Origin of the sequence: Halomonas zincidurans B6, from assembly GCF_000731955.1 — a bacterium.
In the GTDB taxonomy this organism is placed as follows: Bacteria; Pseudomonadota; Gammaproteobacteria; order Pseudomonadales; family Halomonadaceae; genus Modicisalibacter; species Modicisalibacter zincidurans.
Genome location: NZ_JNCK01000001.1, coordinates 2,194,610 through 2,210,688, shown reverse-complemented (window position 1 = coordinate 2,210,688; position 16,079 = coordinate 2,194,610). Strand labels below are relative to the sequence as shown.

Here is a 16,079-nt window from a genome sequence, read left to right as displayed (position 1 = left end):
TCTCGCGCTGAGGATCGCTCTACGCTAGCGTTTGCAGTGAAGAACATGAATCCGCAAGAGAGCGAGTCGATGAGCGAGACGAATCAACCCTGGAACCGGCCGATGCCGGAGCAGCAGTTCAAGCTGATGCGCGAGATCCTCGACGCACCCAGCCCGGTGGGGCTGGAAGGCGCGATGACTTACGGCGTGCTCAAGCCGCAGTTCGAGTCGTTCGCGCCCGGCGACTGGCAACTGCACCAGTATCAGGGCCATGCCGGCGTGGTGCTGGATACCCATCCCGGCCGTGACGACCTGTTCAAGGTGATGCTGATCGGGCATGCCGACAAGATCCGCATGCAGGTGCGCTCGATCGGCGACGACGGCAAGATCTGGATCAACAGCGACTCCTTCCTGCCTACGGTACTGATTGGCCACGAGGTCAAGCTGTTCAGCGAAGATCCCGAGAATCCCGGCAGCTACCGGGTGATCCAGGGCGGCACGGTGGAGGCGCTGGGCGCCATCCACTTCGCCGACCCGGCGGTGCGCTCCGGCGAGAAGGGCATCAAGAAGGAGCAGCTCTACCTGGAGCTGCAGATCCACGGCGAGCACAAGAAGCAGCAGGTCTTGAATCTCGGCGTGCGCCCCGGCGACTCGATCATCATGGATCGTCCCATCCGCCGCGGCTTCAGCCCGAACACCTTCTACGGCGCCTACCTGGACAACGGCCTGGGCTGCTTCGTCACCAGCGAGGTCGCGCGGCTGATCGCCGAGGCGGGCGGCACCCGGCAGGTGCGGGTGCTGTTCGCCATCGCCAGCTACGAGGAGATCGGCCGCTTCGGTAGCCGCGTGCTGGCCGGGGAGCTCGAGCCGGACGTGCTGATCGGCGTCGACGTCAACCACGATTACGTGGCGGCGCCGGGCATCGGCGACCGGCGCATGCAGCCGCTGGAAATGGGCAAGGGCTTCACCATGGCGGTGGGCGCGATCGTCAGCGAGCAGCTCAACCGAATCGTCGAGAGCACCGCCAAGCAACACGACATCCCCATGCAGCGCGACATGGTCGGTGTCGATACCGGCACCGACGGCATGGCCGGGGTGCTGGCGGCGGTGGACTGCGCCGCCACCTCGATCGGCTTTCCGATCCGTAACATGCACACCATCTCCGAGACCGGCAATACCCAGGATGTGCTGGCAGCGATCCATGCGCTGACCTATACCGTCCAGGCGCTGGATGCCCTAGACGATCCGCATCAAGAGTTCCGCAACAACCACCCGCGTCTCGACCGCGCCACGCCGCTGAGCCACCAGGGCTCGGCCAAGCCGGAGGGTGAAGGCGAAAGCGAAAGCGAGAAGAAGGGCAAGGACGCCTGACCGGCGGACACAGGGTGACGAAGCGGCGTCCGACGACGGCCCGTGACGCCCAGCCCGGGCGTCAGAGTGTCGGATAGCAATCGGTCAGGCGGGCGCAGGTCGATGCCGGCCCGCTCAGCCTGCATGCTGGCGAGGTTTGGCGTCGCTGACGTCGATGTTCGCCTCCACCATCATCCCCGGGCCGATCAGCTCGATGGGGCCGTCGTCGAGGGCGATGCGCACCGGGATGCGCTGGGTGATCTTGGTGAAGTTGCCCGAGGGGTTGGGGTTCGGCAATAACGCGAACTGGCTGGTGGCGGCGCGGCCAATGACGCTGACGTGGCCCGCGAAGGTCGCGTCGGGGTAGGCGTCGACGCTGATTGCCACCGGCTGACCGACACGCAACTCGCCGATGTCGGTTTCCTTGATGTTGGCTTCGACCCACAGCTTATCGGGGTCGTGCATCATCAGGATCGGCTGGCCGGCGCTGACGTATTCGCCCTCGTCGATCAGCGTCTTGTTGACCACGCCATCGATTGGACTGGGTACCTGAAGATCGGCGATGCGCAGCTTTTCCTGCTCGAGCTTTGCCTGGGCCTGGGCCAGTTCCTGGTCGGCGATTCGTAGCTGGATACGCAGCACCGATGGGTTGGGCAGTGGCATCTGCGCGCCGTTGAGAAAGCCCACATGGGCGTTGTCGGATTGCGCCTGGCCGACGGCCACTTGCTGTTGCGCCTGGCGGTACTCGGCCTGGGCCGCGAGATAGGCATAATAGTTCTCGTCGCGTTGCTGCTGCGAGATCGAGCGCTTGTCGAGCAGCGCATCCGAGCGCTGATAATCCTTGCGCGCCTGGACCAGCCGCGCCTTGGCGGCGGCTTCGGCGGCCTTGAACGATTCGAGCTGCTGGGCGGCGATGTTCAAGCCGCCCTGGAACTGCTTCTCGGCGAGCTCGAGCCGGGCCTGCTCGTAATCGCGTCGCGCCTGCATGGCCGCCACACTGGCCTTGCGCATCGCGAGCTCCTGCGCGTCGGGTTCGCTGTAGAGGCGGGCCACCGTATCGCCCTTGGCGAGCCGGTCGCCCTCGGTGATCGAGAAGCCGGTGACCCACCCCGACAGACGGCTGCTGACGGTGACCTGGCTGGCCATGACCCGGGCGTCCTGAGCGCTGACGTGGGACAGGCCGTAATAGATCGCCTGGGCGCCCCACAGCAGCACCAGAATCAGCACGATCGCGAGACCCGCGAGCTGATACTTGGCCTTGGTGGTGAAACGACGTAGCGGGTTGGTCGACGACGATGTCATGTTCAGGGATCCTTGAGACAATCACGAGTGCGGGTCAAACCTGACCGGCCCGTTGCCAGCGGCTTAGCAGTATGGAAGGAATGGTGACGATCATCAGGCTGCCGACCAGCAGCCAGAAACCATCCTGATAGGCCAGAATCGATGCCCAGATCGCCTCCACGCGCCCCATCAGGTAGCCGGCCATGGCCTGCTGATGCGTGGCCGACACGCCCAGGCGAGCGGCCAGCTCGGCCAGCTCGCCGAGTTGCTGCTGGGCCATGGCGTTGCCGGCAGTCACGCCGGCGTTGAGATGCTGGCCGTGCTGAACGGTCTGACGATCGAGCAGGATCACCAGCCCGGCGGTGCCCAGTGCCCCGCCCAGTTGCATGGCGAAGTTGATCGCCCCCGAGCCATGGCCGGTCAAATGGCGCGGCAGGGCGGCGATGGCGTTTGACAGGGTCGGCGGGGGAAAGGACGCCATGCCCACCGACATCACCGCCATCGCACCGGCCAGGTAGGCGAACGAGGTGTTCCAGTCCATCTGCGCCATGTGCCATACCGAGAATAGCGTGCAGGCCAGCCCCGGCAGGGTGATCCAGTGCGGCGGGTAGCGATCGCTCAGCCAGCCCACCAGCGGCACCAGCACGCCGAGTACCGCCGTGGAGGGCAGGAATATCTGCCCGGCGGTGACCGGGCTGTAATGCAGGACCGACTGCACGAACTGCGGCAGCAGGTACATGATGCCGTAGAAGGAACCGCCGAACAGCAGCATCGCCAGGGTGCCGACCACGAAGATGCGGTAGCCGAAGATCGACAGGTCGAGCAGCGGATGCGCGGTACGTTTCTGCCAGGCCACGAATACCGTGGCACAGACCAGCGCGAACAGCACCAGCTCGGGCACGCGCGGGTCGTACCAGCCCCAGCGCTGGCCGTTGGAGAGCGCCGCCAGCAGCGCGAACACCGCGGCGAACAGCAGCACCACGCCGGCCCAGTCGAAGGGCGGGCGCGGCCCCTTGTGTTCGCGGGTGGGCAGGAAGAAGTAGCCCATCACCGCCGCCGCCATGCAGATCGGCAGAGTGATGAAGAATACGTAGCGCCAGGTGAAGTTCTCCACCAGCCAGCCGCCGATCACGGTGGCCAGCGTCAGCGGCAGACCCAGGCACATGCCGTACATGGCGATGGCCATGCCGCGCCCCTCGGGCGGGTAGGCGGCGAACAGCGCCTGCATGGCGACCGGACGAATCAGCCCGGTCATCGCTCCCTGGACGACCCGCGCGGCGATCAGCGCCATCATCCCCTGGCCCAGGCCGCCGAGGATCGACGCGCCGATGAACACCGCCAGCAGGCCGATGAAGGTGGCGCGCTGGCCGATGGCGGACACCAGCCACGGCGCGACCAGCAGCGATACCGTGGTCGAGGCCAGAAAGCCGGTGGAAAGCCACTGCACCTGGGAATCGCTCATGCCGAAGGCGCCCTTGATGTAGGGAATCGCCACGTTGACGATGGTGATCGACATGCCCAGCGCCACCAGGCCCAGCATGACGGTGAGCGTGACCCACAGCTTGTAGCGCGGGCCGTAACGCTCGAACAGCTGCTCCACCTGACTCATGACCTGAACCTGCGGCGCGGGCGCGCCGCCTGCGTATCGGGAACGAACACGGTCTTCCTTTGGGCGTTGTATTGCTGGGATGGGCGCATAAACGACGCTCCACGGCCTTGTCGGTCGGGCCGTGGAGCGTATTCAGCTGCCGGCGTTCCGGAGCCGCCTCCGGTAACGCGCTAGTCGCTAGTGAGTATATCGTTTGTTGGCTAATAAATTAACCCGCCAAAGACAGCGGCCCGTGAGTGCGCGCAGCCGGACGTCGAGCGATCATGAAGTCGCCTGGGCGGCTCAAGCCCGGCTAGCCGTCATCCGGTCGATAGAAATCGAACGCGTCGGTCTCGGCGGTCTTGGTGAATTGGCTCGCCCAGCTGGGCGTGACGCTCTTGCTATGGAAGAACAGCGCGCCATTGGTGGCGTCGGCGAGCGATCCGTTGAGCGCGCGACGGGCGATCTTCTTGGACTCGGCGTAGGCCCGTTCCTCGAAGGCGCTGTCCGAACGGCCGTCGCACCACCAGGAGAACTGGCAATTGCCCTGCTCGGAGCCCTGGCGGACGACCTCGCAGACCGTGTTGGGGAAATCGGCATCGCCGAGCCGGTTCATCACTACATTGGCGACCGCTTCCATCTCGCTGGCACCGACACCGCGAGCCTCCCAATAGATGGTTCGCGACAGGCAGGTAATGGGGTCGTCGAGCGGGGCGTCACCCTGCGGGTCGACCGCCTGTATGCCGCTTGGCGTCAATGCCTGGCGGGGGGCGGGCGGCGTCTCGTTGGGCTCGGCCAAAGCTTTCTGTTCGAGTATTTCGGCCTTCCGCTCGGCGGTCTCGGCCATCTGGGTTTCGCTGGCCCAGGCGGGATCCGCAGCCATCCATGGGAGTGTCACGCTCAGGGTCAGACTCAGCAACACGGAATAACGGCGCACGGGCATGTCGGTTTCTCGTCGAGGCGTAGCGCAATCCTACGTGGCCCGGTGGCCAACGGCCATTCGCGCTGCCAACGCTCGATGCCCTGAGGACCGAACCCCCGCCGGTCCGCCGAGCTTATACCCTGCGCTCCACGTACGAACGCAACGGCGACCAAAGACTGAGGGGCGTGACGAGGGGTCAGTCGTTTCCCTGAGCCGGGGTCGCCCATCGGCCTGATCTTGCTTCCTCCAACGCTGCACGATGCATGGCTTCGGGCCTCGCCGTGCGCACGTCTCGCCGGCGGGCGCCCCCTCGCGGGAATGGAACTGCGACCAATGTCTAGTTCCCTGAAAATTGCATTGCTCGAACCGCTCTTATACAACTGTACAAGAACTTAGTACGGACGAACATGGGCGGGCCTGGTGACCACAGTAGCAACACCCTCAGTCAAGGAAAGGCTGCTCGCTTCGGCGCAGCGGCTGTTTTCGCAAAGCGGCTACAACGCCGTTTCGATGCGCGCCATCGCCAAGGAAGCGGATGCCAACGTGGGCAGCCTGACCTACCACTTCGGCTCCAAGGCGAGCCTGCTGCGCGAGATCTACATGCGCCATACGGCGCCCATGAACCAGCGGCGCGGAGAGCTGCTGGAGCAGGCCGTGTTGCTCAAGGACGACGATGAACGACTCAGGTTCGTACTGCGGGCCTACATCCTTCCGGCGTTCTCCATGTCGGAAAACAGCGTCGGGGGCGGCGCCGAGTTCACGCGCATGCGCGCGGTGCTCTCGGCGGAAGGCAACAAGGACGCCAGCGCGATCATCGCCGAGTCGTTCGACGAAACCAGCCATGCCTTCATGCGCGCCATCGCCGATTGCGTACCCGGCGCCAGCCAGGAAGGGCTTTTGTGGTGCAGCCAGTTCCTGCTCGGCTCGCTGTATTACGCGCTGATCAACCCCGAGCGCATTACCCGTCTGTCGGGCGGGGAGGTCGACGGACACGACCGTGATGCGGCCATCGACGCGCTGGTCAATGCCAGCTTCGCCAGTTTCCGCAACCTGTCGTCCCGCTGAGAGCGACATCCGCTCGGCCAGACCGATCGAGTACAACAACCGCGAGCCAACGAATCGCGAGCACGTTAATCGAGAGAGGAGTGCATCATGAAATTCTGGAAATCCATCGCCACGCTGACGACCGGCCTGATGCTGGCCAGCGGCGTCGCCAGCGCCGACGAGCGTCTCTCTATCGGTACCGGCGGTACCGGGGGGCTGTTCTACGTGATCGGCGCCGGGGTGGCGGACACCCTGAACAAGCACATGCAGGACACCACCGCCCGGGCGGAAGTCACCGGCGCCTCGATCGAGAACGTGCGGCGGGTCGCGGCCGGGCAGATGGCCCTGGGTTTCTCGTCCTCGTCCACGCTCTACGAGGCCGTCCATGGCGAGGGGCCGTTCGACGGTGAGCCGCAGGCGATCCAGAGCATCGCCTACCTGTATCCCGCGGTGCTGCAACTCGCGACCACCGCCGACACCGAGGTCAAGAGCATCGCCGACCTGGCGGGCAAGCGAGTCAGCCTGGGGCCTCCAGGCAGCAACTCGGCGGTCCTTGCCAAGCGCATCCTCGAGGCCTACGGGGTCTTCGATTCCATCGAACCGCAGTTCCTGTCGTACACCGAAGGGGTCGGCGCGCTGATGGACGAGCAGGTCGATGCGACGGCCGTGTTGGCCGGCGCCCCGACCGCGGCGCTGATCGACCTGAGCTCGCAGCGCGACATGCGGCTGTTGCCGATCGAGAAGGACCAGGTGCAGGCGATGCTCGACCAATACCCCTACTACCAGCTGTATGACATCCCCGCCGGCACCTACGAAGATCAGGATGAGCCGATTACCGCCATCAACGACCCGGCGATCCTGTTCACCGCCGAGGACGTCGCCGAGGACACCGTCTACGGCGTGACCAAGACGCTGTTCAGCCATCTCGACGAGTTGGGGGCGGTGCACCCGCAGGCCAAGAAGATTTCCCGGGAAACTGCCGAGAATACGCCGATCGACCTGCATCCGGGCGCCCAGCGCTATTTCCAGGAAGCCCAGCAATGATCACGCTGTGATCGAGGCGTAGTCATGCAACTCATCGAAAAACTGTTGCTCGACGACGGCGCATCCCGGCGGGGAGAGCGGGTGGTGATCTCACTGCTGTTCGCCCTGCTGGCCGTGGCCGTCACGGCACTGGTCATCTACGGCGCCTATTACGGCGGCATCACCGCCCTGATATTGCGCTCGCTGTTCTTCTCGGCGGTGGCGGCGGCCGGCTTGCTGTACGCCGGGCTCCGCGCCCGGCCGATCGCCCTGAAGCTGTTCTGCTACGCGCTGGTGGCCATCGCGCTGATTCCCGGTCCTTACCTGTGGCAGACCTACATGGACATCATCATGCGCGGGGCCATGTCCACCGCGCTGGATCGCTACCTGTTCGTTGGCCTGATGCTGGTGGTGGTGATGCTGGTGCGGCTGTATGTGGGCTGGGCGCTGGTGGTGCTGATCGCCGCGGCGCTGGGCTATGCTTATTTCGGCTATCTGATCCCCGGCAAGTACGGTCACGGCGGCTACGACCTGTCGCGGCTGACCTCGACGCTGCTGCTGTCGACCGAGGGTTTCTACGGCGTGCCGATGGGCGTGGCTGCCGAGTACATCTTCCTGTTCGCACTGTTCGGGGCGCTGTTGACCAAGATCGGCACCGGCGAGGTGTTCGTCGACATCGCCCGCGGGCTGACCGGCCGCGTGCAGGGCGGCCCGGGGCTGTCGGCGGCGCTGTCGAGCACCCTGCTGGGCTCGCTCAACGGCAGCGCGGTGGCCAACGTGGTCACCACTGGCACCTTCACCATTCCGCTGATGAAGCGGGTCGGCTACAGCCCGACGCTGGCCGGCGCCATCGAGGCCGCCGCCTCCTCGGCGGGGCAGATCATGCCGCCGGTGATGGGCGCCGCGGCCTTCCTGATGGCTGAGATCATCGGCGTGCCCTACGCCACCATCGCGTTGGCGGCGCTGATACCCGCGTTGCTCTACGTGGCGGCGCTGATGACCGCCGTGTACCTGGAGGCTGGGCGCTTGAACCTGGCGCGCGACAGCTCGGGCGGCCTGCGCTTTCTGGGCGAGACGCTGCGCAAGCGCGGCTACCTGCTACTGCCGCTGATCTGCCTCATCGCGCTGATGGTGATGGGCAAGTCGCCGACCCAGGCGGCGGTGCTGTCGATCGTCGTCGGCCTGTTGATCAGCCCCTGGCAGAAGCTGACCCGCATCGGCCCGGTCGACCTGGTCGAGGTGTGCAAGGACACCCTGCTGGCCACATTGCCGATCGTCGCCGCCGTAGCCGCCGCGGGCACTGTCATCGGGGTGCTCAACCTCACCGGCATGGGGCTGATGGTCTCCGGGCTGATCGTCGAGGTGGGCGGGGCGAGCCTCTGGGCGGTGCTGCTGCTGACGGCGGTGGCGTCGTTCGTGCTGGGCATGGGGCTGCCGACCTCGGCGGCCTATCTGCTGCTGGCCGTGCTGGTCGCCCCGGCGCTGACCCAACTGGGCATGCAGCCGATCGCCGCGCACATGTTCATCTTCTACTTCGGCCTGGTGTCGGCGATCACTCCGCCGGTGGCACTGGCCGCCTACGCGGCCGCGAGCATCGCCGGTTCGCCGGCCAATGCCACCGCCGTGGAGTCCATGCGGCTGGGCTTCGTCAAGCTGCTGGTGCCTTTCCTGTTCGTCAACATGCCGGGGCTTCTGATGCTCGGTGAGCCGCTGGATATCGGCGTCGCCGTCGCCCTGTCGTTCCCCGCGGTGATCGGCATCACCATCGCCTTCGCCGGCTGGCTGTCGCGGCCGCTGGCCGCGGTGGAGCGGCTCTTGTTGCTCGCCGCTTCGATCGCGGTGGCCTGGCCGGTTCCGGCCACGGACTTCGACCCGCTGATTCTGGCGATCCGTGGCGCCGGGCTGGTCGTGCTGGTCGTGGTGCTGGCAAGAATCTACCTGGCCCACACGGCGACAAAGTCGTCGCAGGTATCGCCGGTGGGAGCGCTCGACAAGACCTCACTGAGGAAAGAGTCATGAATGTAGTTGTGCAGAATATCGAAAGGGCCGATTCCGAGGTTATCAAGGGGCTCACCGAATGCGGCGTCGCCACAGTGCATGAGGCTCAGGGCCGCAAGGGATTGCTGGCGGAGTATCTGCGTCCCCTCTACTCGGGCGCGCAAGTGGCGGCTTCGGCGGTGACGATCTCCGCCGCGCCAGCGGACAACTGGATGGTTCACGTCGCCATCGAGCAGGTACGTCCGGGGGACATTCTGGTGCTGGCGCCGACCTCGCCATCGAGCGCCGGCTACTTCGGCGACCTGCTGGCGACCTCGATGCAGGCGCGCGGCGGCGTCGGGTTGATCATCGATGCCGGGGTTCGCGATATCCGCGATCTCACCGAGATGCGCTTTCCCGTTTGGTCGAAGGCGATCTTCGCCCAGGGCACGGTGAAAGAAACGCTGGGCTCGGTCAATGTACCGGTCGTCTGTGCCGGCGCGCTGGTCAACCCCGGCGACATCATTGTCGCCGACGACGACGGCGTCTGTGTCGTGCGTCGTGAAGAAGCGGTGGAGGTACTGGAAAAGGCCCGCGAGCGCCTGGCCCGCGAGGAGGAGATGCGTCAGCGACTTGCCGCCGGCGAATTGGGACTGGATATCTACGCCATGCGCGCACGCTTGAAGGAGAGGGGGCTCAAGTATGTCTGACGGTATTGCCTGCCTATGGATGCGCGGCGGCACCTCGAAGGGCGGCTTCTTCCTGGCGAGCGATCTGCCCGCCGACAGCGACGCCCGCGATGCCTGCCTGTTGCGCATCATGGGCTCGCCCGACCCGCGCCAGATCGACGGCATGGGTGGCGCCGATCCGCTCACTTCGAAGGTCGCCGTGGTGGCGCCTTCCAATCGCCCCGATGCGGACGTCGAGTACCTTTTTCTACAGGTCCATGTCGACCGGGCCCTCGTCTCCGACGCCCAGAACTGCGGCAACATGCTTGCCGCCGTCGCTCCGTTCGCCATCGAACGAGGGCTGGTCTCGGTGCAGGGCGAAACGACCGATGTGCGCGTCCACATGAAGAATACCGGCCAGGTCGCGACCAGCCGGGTGCAGACGCGGGGCGGCAAGATTGCCTACACCGGCGACACCGCGATCGACGGTGTGCCCGGCACGGCGAGCCCGATACTCATCACCTTCGAGGACACCGCCGGCTCCAGCTGCGGAGCCCTGCTGCCCACCGGCAATGCCCGGGACGAAATCGACGCCACGCCGGTCACCTGCATCGACAATGGCATGCCCAGCGTGCTGTTGCGCGCCGAGGATCTGGGCATCAGCGGGCGGGAGGAGCGCGCAACGCTCGATGCCGACGAGGCGCTGAAAGCGCGCCTGGAAGCGATCCGCCTCAAGGCCGGGCCGCTGATGAACCTGGGCGAGGTGCATGAAACGACCGTGCCCAAGATGGTCATCGTCAGTCCGCCCAACGGGACGGACGGCACGTTGTGCACGCGAACCTTCATTCCGCACCGTTGCCACGCCTCCATCGGCGTGCTGTGCGCGGTCTCGGTGGCCATGGCCTGTGCCATTCCGGGCTCGGTGGCTTACGACCTGGCCGTCATGAATGGCGATGACGCCAAGCCGCTGTACATCGAGCAGCCCAGCGGGCGCACCGAGATCGTGCTGACGCGGGACGCCGCCGGCCAGGTGGCGTCCGCGGCGGTGTTGCGCACGGCGCGCAAACTCTTTGATGGCGTGGTCTTTGCGCACTGATCGTTGGAGTCGTTATGGATACCGATTACCTGGCGTTTCACGCCAATCCCAAAAAGCCGGCTTTTCAGCCGCCGGCCGGGGCGGTGGACGCCCACTGTCATGTCTTCGGCCCCGCGTCGGAGTTCCCGTTTTCGCCCGCCCGCAAATACACGCCCTGCGACGCCGGCAAGGACGAGCTATTCGCCCTGCGCGATCATCTCGGCTTTGCGCGCAACGTCATCGTCCAGGCCTCCTGTCATGGTACCGACAACCGGGCGTTGCTCGATGCGCTGACCGCTTCCGGCGATCGGGCGCGCGGCGTGGCGGTGGTCGATTCGTGCATCGGCGCGGACGAGCTCGAGGCGATGCACGCCGCCGGGGTGCGGGCGGTGCGCTTCAACTTCGTCAAGCGCCTGGTCGACAACACCTCGTGGGATGACTGCCTGCGCATCGTCGACAAGATCAAGCCGCTGGGCTGGCACGTGGTGGTGTATTTCGAGGCCGACGATCTCGAGGAGATCAAGCCGCTGCTGCGGCGCCTGGAGACCATCGTGGTCATCGATCACATGGGCCGACCCGATGTCGCCAAGGGCGTCGATCACCCCGATTTCCAGGCGTTCATGGCGCTGCTCGGCGAGCACGACAATATCTGGACCAAGGTCAGCTGTCCCGAGCGGCTGACTCGTCAGGGGCCGGATTACACCGACGTGGTGCCCTTCGCCTGCGCGCTCGTCGAGGCGTTTCCCGGGCGCGTGCTGTGGGGCACCGACTGGCCGCATCCCAACATGAAGAGCCACATGCCCGACGACGGCGAGCTGGTGGAGGTGATTCCGCGGATTGCCGTCACCGCCGAGCTCCAGCAGTGCCTGTTGGTCGACAACCCGATGCGCCTTTACTGGAGCGACGCTGGCTAGCGTCGCCCGGCGACATCAACGAGGTCAACGGGGCGGCTCGCCCGTCCGCCATCAACAAGGGATTTCCCATGATCATCGATTGTCACGGCCACTACACCACCGCGCCCCAGAGCCTGGGCGACTATCGCGAACAGCAGCGTCAGGCACTTGCGGCGGACCCGGACCATCGCTCCGTGAAAGGGCAGCTGGCCATCTCCGACGACCAGATCCGCGAAAGCATCGAGAACAACCAACTGCGGTTGCAGCGCGAGCGCGGCACCGACATGACGATTTTCTCGCCGCGCGGCAGTTGGATGGGCCACCACCTGGGCAACGAGAGCACCAGCCTCGCCTGGACGGAGCATTGCAACGACCTGATCAAGCGGGTGGTGGGGCTGTTCCCCGAGAATTTCGCGCCGGTCTGCCAGTTGCCCCAGAGCCCGCTGGTGACGCCCGAGGCGTGCGTCGCCGAACTCGAGCGCACCGTCAACCAGATGGGCTTCGTCGGCTGTAACCTCAACCCCGACCCGTCCGGCGGCTATTGGAAGGACAAGCCGCTGCACGACCGGTTCTGGTACCCCATCTATGAAAAGATGGTCGAACTGGACATACCGGCGATGATCCACGTCAGCGGCGCCTGCCACGAGGCCTTCCATACCACCAGCTCCTACTACCTGAGCGCCGATACCACCGCCTTCGTGCAACTGATGATGTCCGACCTGTTCAAGGACTTCCCCGAGCTGCGCTTCATCATCCCCCACGGCGGCGGCGCCGTGCCCTACCACTGGGGGCGCTTCCGCGGCATGGCCCAGGACATGAAGCTCGGCGATCTCGAGCAGCGGGTGCTCGACAACATTTACTTCGATACCTGCGTCTACCATCAGGCGGGCATCGATCTGCTGCTCGAGGTGATCCCCGACAAGAACATCCTGTTCGCCTCGGAGATGATCGGCGCGGTACGCGGTGTCGATCCCCAGACCGGCCATTACTTCGACGACACCAAGCGCTACATCGATGCCAACCAGGACCTGGATGCCGGGCAGAAGCAGGCGATTTTCGAGGGCAACGCGCGGCGCGTCTTCCCGCGCCTGAATCAATACCTGTGACGGGGCGGGGCACTCAACGCCCCCGCTGTCGTGTGCCACGCTCCGGGAAGTCGGAGCGGATGGATTACATGACGCCGAAGGTCCTGAACGCTTCGACCGTGCTCATGCCCTGAAGAATGGCGTCCCTGACCTGATCCTCGGCGTCGCTCTTCTGCAGGGCCCGGGCGATGGTCTCCTGCTCGATGGCCTGCGGAATGACGACGACCCCGTCGACATCGCCGAAGAGAAGATCGCCCGGGTCGACCCGGACCCCTTCGATCTCGATCGGTACCCGGTAATCGATGACCTTGCCCCGCGGCCCCTGATCCTGTCCGTAGCTGCCGTAGGAGAAGACCGGAAACGCCGTCGGGAGAATCTCCCGGGTATCGCGGGAATAGCCGTTGAGCACCGCACCGGCGGCGCCGAGCTGCAGGGCGCGCAACGTCATCAGACCGCCCCACAGGGCGTAGCGGGGCGAGCTGCCGGAGGCGATGTACACCTCGTCGGGGCGCAGGTCGTCCAGGGCCTCGAGCATCAGGCCGAACGGTTTCAGGCCCAGCGGATTGACGCTTGAAGCGTCCTCGGGCGTCAGGTAATCGCTCTCCAGCACCGGCATCGCCCGGCCGGCCAGGGGCTTGTCGGGATCCAGCGCGCGAATCCGCGGCGGCAGGAATTGCTGTCGGTAGCCGAGGTTGTCGAGGATATCGCCGATCAGGGACGACGTCAGCCGTTCCCTCACCTGCACCAATAGCGTCGTGTCGTCATCGGCAATCATGGTCGCTCCTTTGGCGAAGTGATGGCTACGAGCGTGTCGAGCGGAACTCAGAAGGTGCCCGGATAGCTGCCTCCGTCGAGCAGGATGTTCTGTCCCGTCAGATAACCGGCCTGCTGGCTGCACAGGAAGGCGCAGACCTCGCCGAACTCCTCGGCCGATCCAAAGCGCCGGGCCGGGATGCCCGCCAGGCGCTGCTCACGGATCCGCGCCACGTCCTCTCCTGAGGCCTTCGATGCCGCATCGAGTCCGCCGCGCAGGCGCTCGGTATCGAAGGCGCCGGGCAGCAGGTTGTTGATGGTGACGTTGAGGCTCGCCAGTTGCGGCTGGCGGGCTAGGCCCGCGACGAAGCCCGTCAGTCCGCTGCGCGCGCCGTTGGAAAGCCCGAGTACGTCGATCGGCGCCTTGACCGCGCCCGAGGTGATGTTCACCACCCGGCCGAAGCCGCGCGCAGCCATGGCGTCCACCGTCGCCTTGATCAGCTCGATCGGCGTGAGCATGTTGGCCTCCACGGCTTGCAGCCAATCGTCCCGCGTCCAGTCGCGAAAGTCGCCGGGCGGTGGCCCGCCGTTGTTGGTGACGAGAATGTCGACCTGCGGGCAGGCCTCGAGAATGGCCGCGCGGATAGCATCGTCGCCGATGTCGCCGGCGACGGCGCGGACCGCGATCCCGGCATTGATCTCGCGCAGCGAACGGGCCGTCTCCTCGAGGGCCTCGGCACTGCGCGAATTGATCACCAGATTGACACCTTCTCGGGCCAGCGCTCTGGCGCATCCCTGGCCCAAGCCGCGGCTTGCGGCACCGATCACGGCCCAGCGGCCGGCGATTCCCAGATCCATTTTGAAATCTCCCGAGTTAGTGAGTTGTCGATTGTGTCGATGTGGCTGGATTAGTCTGCTGCATTGTTAAAGCCATGAGCGTCAGTAAGTAGCGCGCCCACCGGAGAGATCGAAGGTCGCTCCCGACTGAAAGGTGCAGGCGTCGGAGACCATCCAGGCGACCATCTCGGCGACCTCGTCGGGACGTCCGAGCCGGCCCTGGGGCGACTTGCCGATCATCGTCTTGACATGCTCGCGGCTCATCTGCTTGAGCAGCTCGGTGTCGATGGCGGCCGGCGCCAGCGCATTGACGCGCAGGCCCGTCGCCGCGCACTCCTTGGCCAGAGACTTGGTCAGCGCCATCACGCCCGCCTTGGCGGCGCTGTAGGCCGAGGCGCTGGGTGTGCCCTCTTTGCCGGCTAGCGAGGCCATGTTGACCAGCCAGCTGCGCGGCTGGTGCACAAGCAGCGGCACAAAATGCCTGCACACCTCGTAGGTGCCGGTCAGGTTGACATCGATGATCTGCCGCCAAGTCCCCGGCGGGTAGTCGACCAGCGCCAGGGTCGGCCCGGAGAGGCCGGCGTTGTGTACCAGAATATCGAGGCGTTCACTCTCGGCGATCAGCGTCTCGGCGGCGCGCGCGAGCGTCTCTGGACGGGTGACGTCCACCGCTAGCTGGCGCGGCGTGTCGTCGGGGGCGATGTCCAGCACCCACACCGTGGCGCCGTCGCGGCTTAGCCGCTCTACTATGGCCCGGCCCATGCCTCGGCTGCCGCCGGTCACCGCAGCGACCTTGCCGTGGAAGTCGTAGCGCGGCAGGCGGGACTCATAGATCGCGTCGTCGGGAATTGAGGTTGTCATCGTTTCAGGGTCCGTTCGGCAAGTTGCGTGCAATCAGCGGGCCGAGTAGCCGCCGTCCACCGGCAGGACACTGCCGGTCACGAAGAGGGCGTCGTTGGAGGCGAGGAACAGCGCCGGGCCGGCCAGATCCTCCGGCGTGCCCCAGCGGCCCAGCGGCGTGCGCCCGACGAGTTCGGCCGAGCGCTCCTCGTTGGCGGTAAGCGCCGAAGTCAACTCGGTGGCGATCCAGCCGGGCGCCAGGGCGTTGACGCGAATGCCGTCGTCGGCCCAGGCGATCGCCAGCGAGCGGGTCAGCTGGGCGACGCCGCCCTTGGAGGCGGAGTAGGCGGGCACGAAGCCGCTGCCGAAGAACGACAGCATCGAGGCCGTGTTGATGATGCAACCGCGGGCGGCCTTGAGCGCGGGGTAGGCCGCCTGGCAGCAGCGCTGGGTGCCGTTGAGGTTGATGTCGACGACATCGGCGAAGCCCTGTGGGGAGAACTCCTCGCCGCCGCGGCGGATCACCCCGGCGCAGTTGACCAGCACGTCGATCCGCGCGAAGCCGGCGAAGAACGCCTCCACCGCGCCTGGATCGCGGACGTCGAGCTGGTGCTTGCCGGCGACGGCGTCGAGGGACATCGCCTCGGGCGCTTCGATTCCGGTGATGTGCACGTCGGCACCCTGGGCGACGAACGCCTGAGCGATCGCGCGGCCGATGCCCGTGCTGCCGCCGACTACGATAACGTTTCTCATAGACGTTTCCT

General features: G+C 65.9%; 15 protein-coding genes. 8 read left to right on the top strand and 7 right to left on the bottom strand.

Features of this window, described 5'->3' with window-relative positions; genetic code table 11:
- Window positions 1-69 precede the first annotated feature (69 nt).
- Entirely contained in the window at window positions 70-1,350 is a 1,281-nt protein-coding gene (locus HALZIN_RS0110430) for a M28 family peptidase (RefSeq protein WP_031384159.1), read from the top strand.
- A 114-nt stretch (window positions 1,351-1,464) separates the two neighbouring features.
- On the opposite strand, the gene HALZIN_RS0110425 is transcribed toward HALZIN_RS0110430, so the two are convergent.
- The 3 genes from HALZIN_RS0110425 to HALZIN_RS0110415 all read right to left on the bottom strand — a co-directional run bounded on the left by HALZIN_RS0110425 (window position 1,465) and on the right by HALZIN_RS0110415 (window position 5,141).
- Window positions 1,465-2,631 carry an HlyD family secretion protein gene (locus tag HALZIN_RS0110425; RefSeq protein WP_031384158.1) on the bottom strand — a complete coding sequence of 389 codons (1,167 nt, stop codon included), beginning with the start codon at window positions 2,629-2,631 and terminating at the stop codon, window positions 1,465-1,467.
- Between the two features lie 34 nt (window positions 2,632-2,665).
- On the bottom strand, window positions 2,666-4,219 hold the full coding sequence (locus HALZIN_RS0110420) for a DHA2 family efflux MFS transporter permease subunit (protein WP_031384157.1): 1,554 nt from the start codon (window positions 4,217-4,219) through the stop codon (window positions 2,666-2,668).
- A 292-nt stretch (window positions 4,220-4,511) separates the two neighbouring features.
- On the bottom strand, window positions 4,512-5,141 hold the full coding sequence (locus tag HALZIN_RS0110415) for a cell wall hydrolase (RefSeq protein WP_031384156.1): 630 nt from the start codon (window positions 5,139-5,141) through the stop codon (window positions 4,512-4,514).
- 399 nt (window positions 5,142-5,540) lie between these two features.
- On the opposite strand from HALZIN_RS0110415, the gene HALZIN_RS0110410 reads away from it, so the two are divergent.
- The 7 genes from HALZIN_RS0110410 (at window position 5,541) to HALZIN_RS0110380 (ending at window position 12,906) form a co-directional block, all read left to right on the top strand.
- Window positions 5,541-6,185: a TetR/AcrR family transcriptional regulator gene (locus HALZIN_RS0110410; RefSeq protein WP_150113107.1), complete on the top strand. Its 645-nt coding sequence runs from the start codon at window positions 5,541-5,543 to the stop codon at window positions 6,183-6,185.
- 87 nt (window positions 6,186-6,272) lie between these two features.
- The gene (locus tag HALZIN_RS0110405) at window positions 6,273-7,208 is read left to right on the top strand and encodes a TAXI family TRAP transporter solute-binding subunit (RefSeq protein WP_031384154.1); all 936 of its coding nucleotides are present in this window, start codon (window positions 6,273-6,275) and stop codon (window positions 7,206-7,208) included.
- A 24-nt stretch (window positions 7,209-7,232) separates the two neighbouring features.
- Window positions 7,233-9,206 carry a TRAP transporter permease gene (locus tag HALZIN_RS0110400; protein WP_084173504.1) on the top strand — a complete coding sequence of 658 codons (1,974 nt, stop codon included), beginning with the start codon at window positions 7,233-7,235 and terminating at the stop codon, window positions 9,204-9,206.
- Complete coding sequence (locus tag HALZIN_RS0110395) at window positions 9,203-9,874, top strand: 4-carboxy-4-hydroxy-2-oxoadipate aldolase/oxaloacetate decarboxylase (protein ID WP_031384152.1); 672 nt, start codon at window positions 9,203-9,205, stop codon at window positions 9,872-9,874. Before HALZIN_RS0110400 ends, HALZIN_RS0110395 begins: the two co-directional genes overlap by 4 nt.
- Window positions 9,867-10,928 carry a 4-oxalomesaconate tautomerase gene (locus HALZIN_RS0110390; RefSeq protein WP_031384151.1) on the top strand — a complete coding sequence of 354 codons (1,062 nt, stop codon included), beginning with the start codon at window positions 9,867-9,869 and terminating at the stop codon, window positions 10,926-10,928. The genes HALZIN_RS0110395 and HALZIN_RS0110390 overlap by 8 nt, the downstream gene beginning before the upstream one ends.
- 14 nt (window positions 10,929-10,942) lie before the next feature.
- On the top strand, window positions 10,943-11,821 hold the full coding sequence (locus tag HALZIN_RS0110385) for an amidohydrolase family protein (protein WP_031384150.1): 879 nt from the start codon (window positions 10,943-10,945) through the stop codon (window positions 11,819-11,821).
- 68 nt (window positions 11,822-11,889) lie between these two features.
- On the top strand, window positions 11,890-12,906 hold the full coding sequence (locus tag HALZIN_RS0110380; RefSeq protein ID WP_031384149.1) for an amidohydrolase family protein: 1,017 nt from the start codon (window positions 11,890-11,892) through the stop codon (window positions 12,904-12,906).
- Window positions 12,907-12,970: 64 nt separating this feature from the next.
- Here HALZIN_RS0110380 and HALZIN_RS0110375 read toward each other — a convergent pair whose 3' ends face one another.
- From HALZIN_RS0110375 to HALZIN_RS0110360, 4 genes are all read right to left on the bottom strand, one after another.
- Complete coding sequence (locus HALZIN_RS0110375; RefSeq protein WP_051907468.1) at window positions 12,971-13,660, bottom strand: RraA family protein; 690 nt, start codon at window positions 13,658-13,660, stop codon at window positions 12,971-12,973.
- A gap of 47 nt (window positions 13,661-13,707) precedes the next feature.
- Window positions 13,708-14,496: an SDR family oxidoreductase gene (locus HALZIN_RS0110370; RefSeq protein WP_031384147.1), complete on the bottom strand. Its 789-nt coding sequence runs from the start codon at window positions 14,494-14,496 to the stop codon at window positions 13,708-13,710.
- Between the two features lie 81 nt (window positions 14,497-14,577).
- Window positions 14,578-15,336, bottom strand: a complete 759-nt coding sequence (locus HALZIN_RS0110365) for an SDR family NAD(P)-dependent oxidoreductase (protein WP_051907467.1) — start codon at window positions 15,334-15,336, stop codon at window positions 14,578-14,580.
- Between the two features lie 33 nt (window positions 15,337-15,369).
- Entirely contained in the window at window positions 15,370-16,068 is a 699-nt protein-coding gene (locus tag HALZIN_RS0110360) for an SDR family NAD(P)-dependent oxidoreductase (RefSeq protein WP_031384145.1), read from the bottom strand.
- Between the last annotated feature and the right edge of the window lie 11 nt (window positions 16,069-16,079).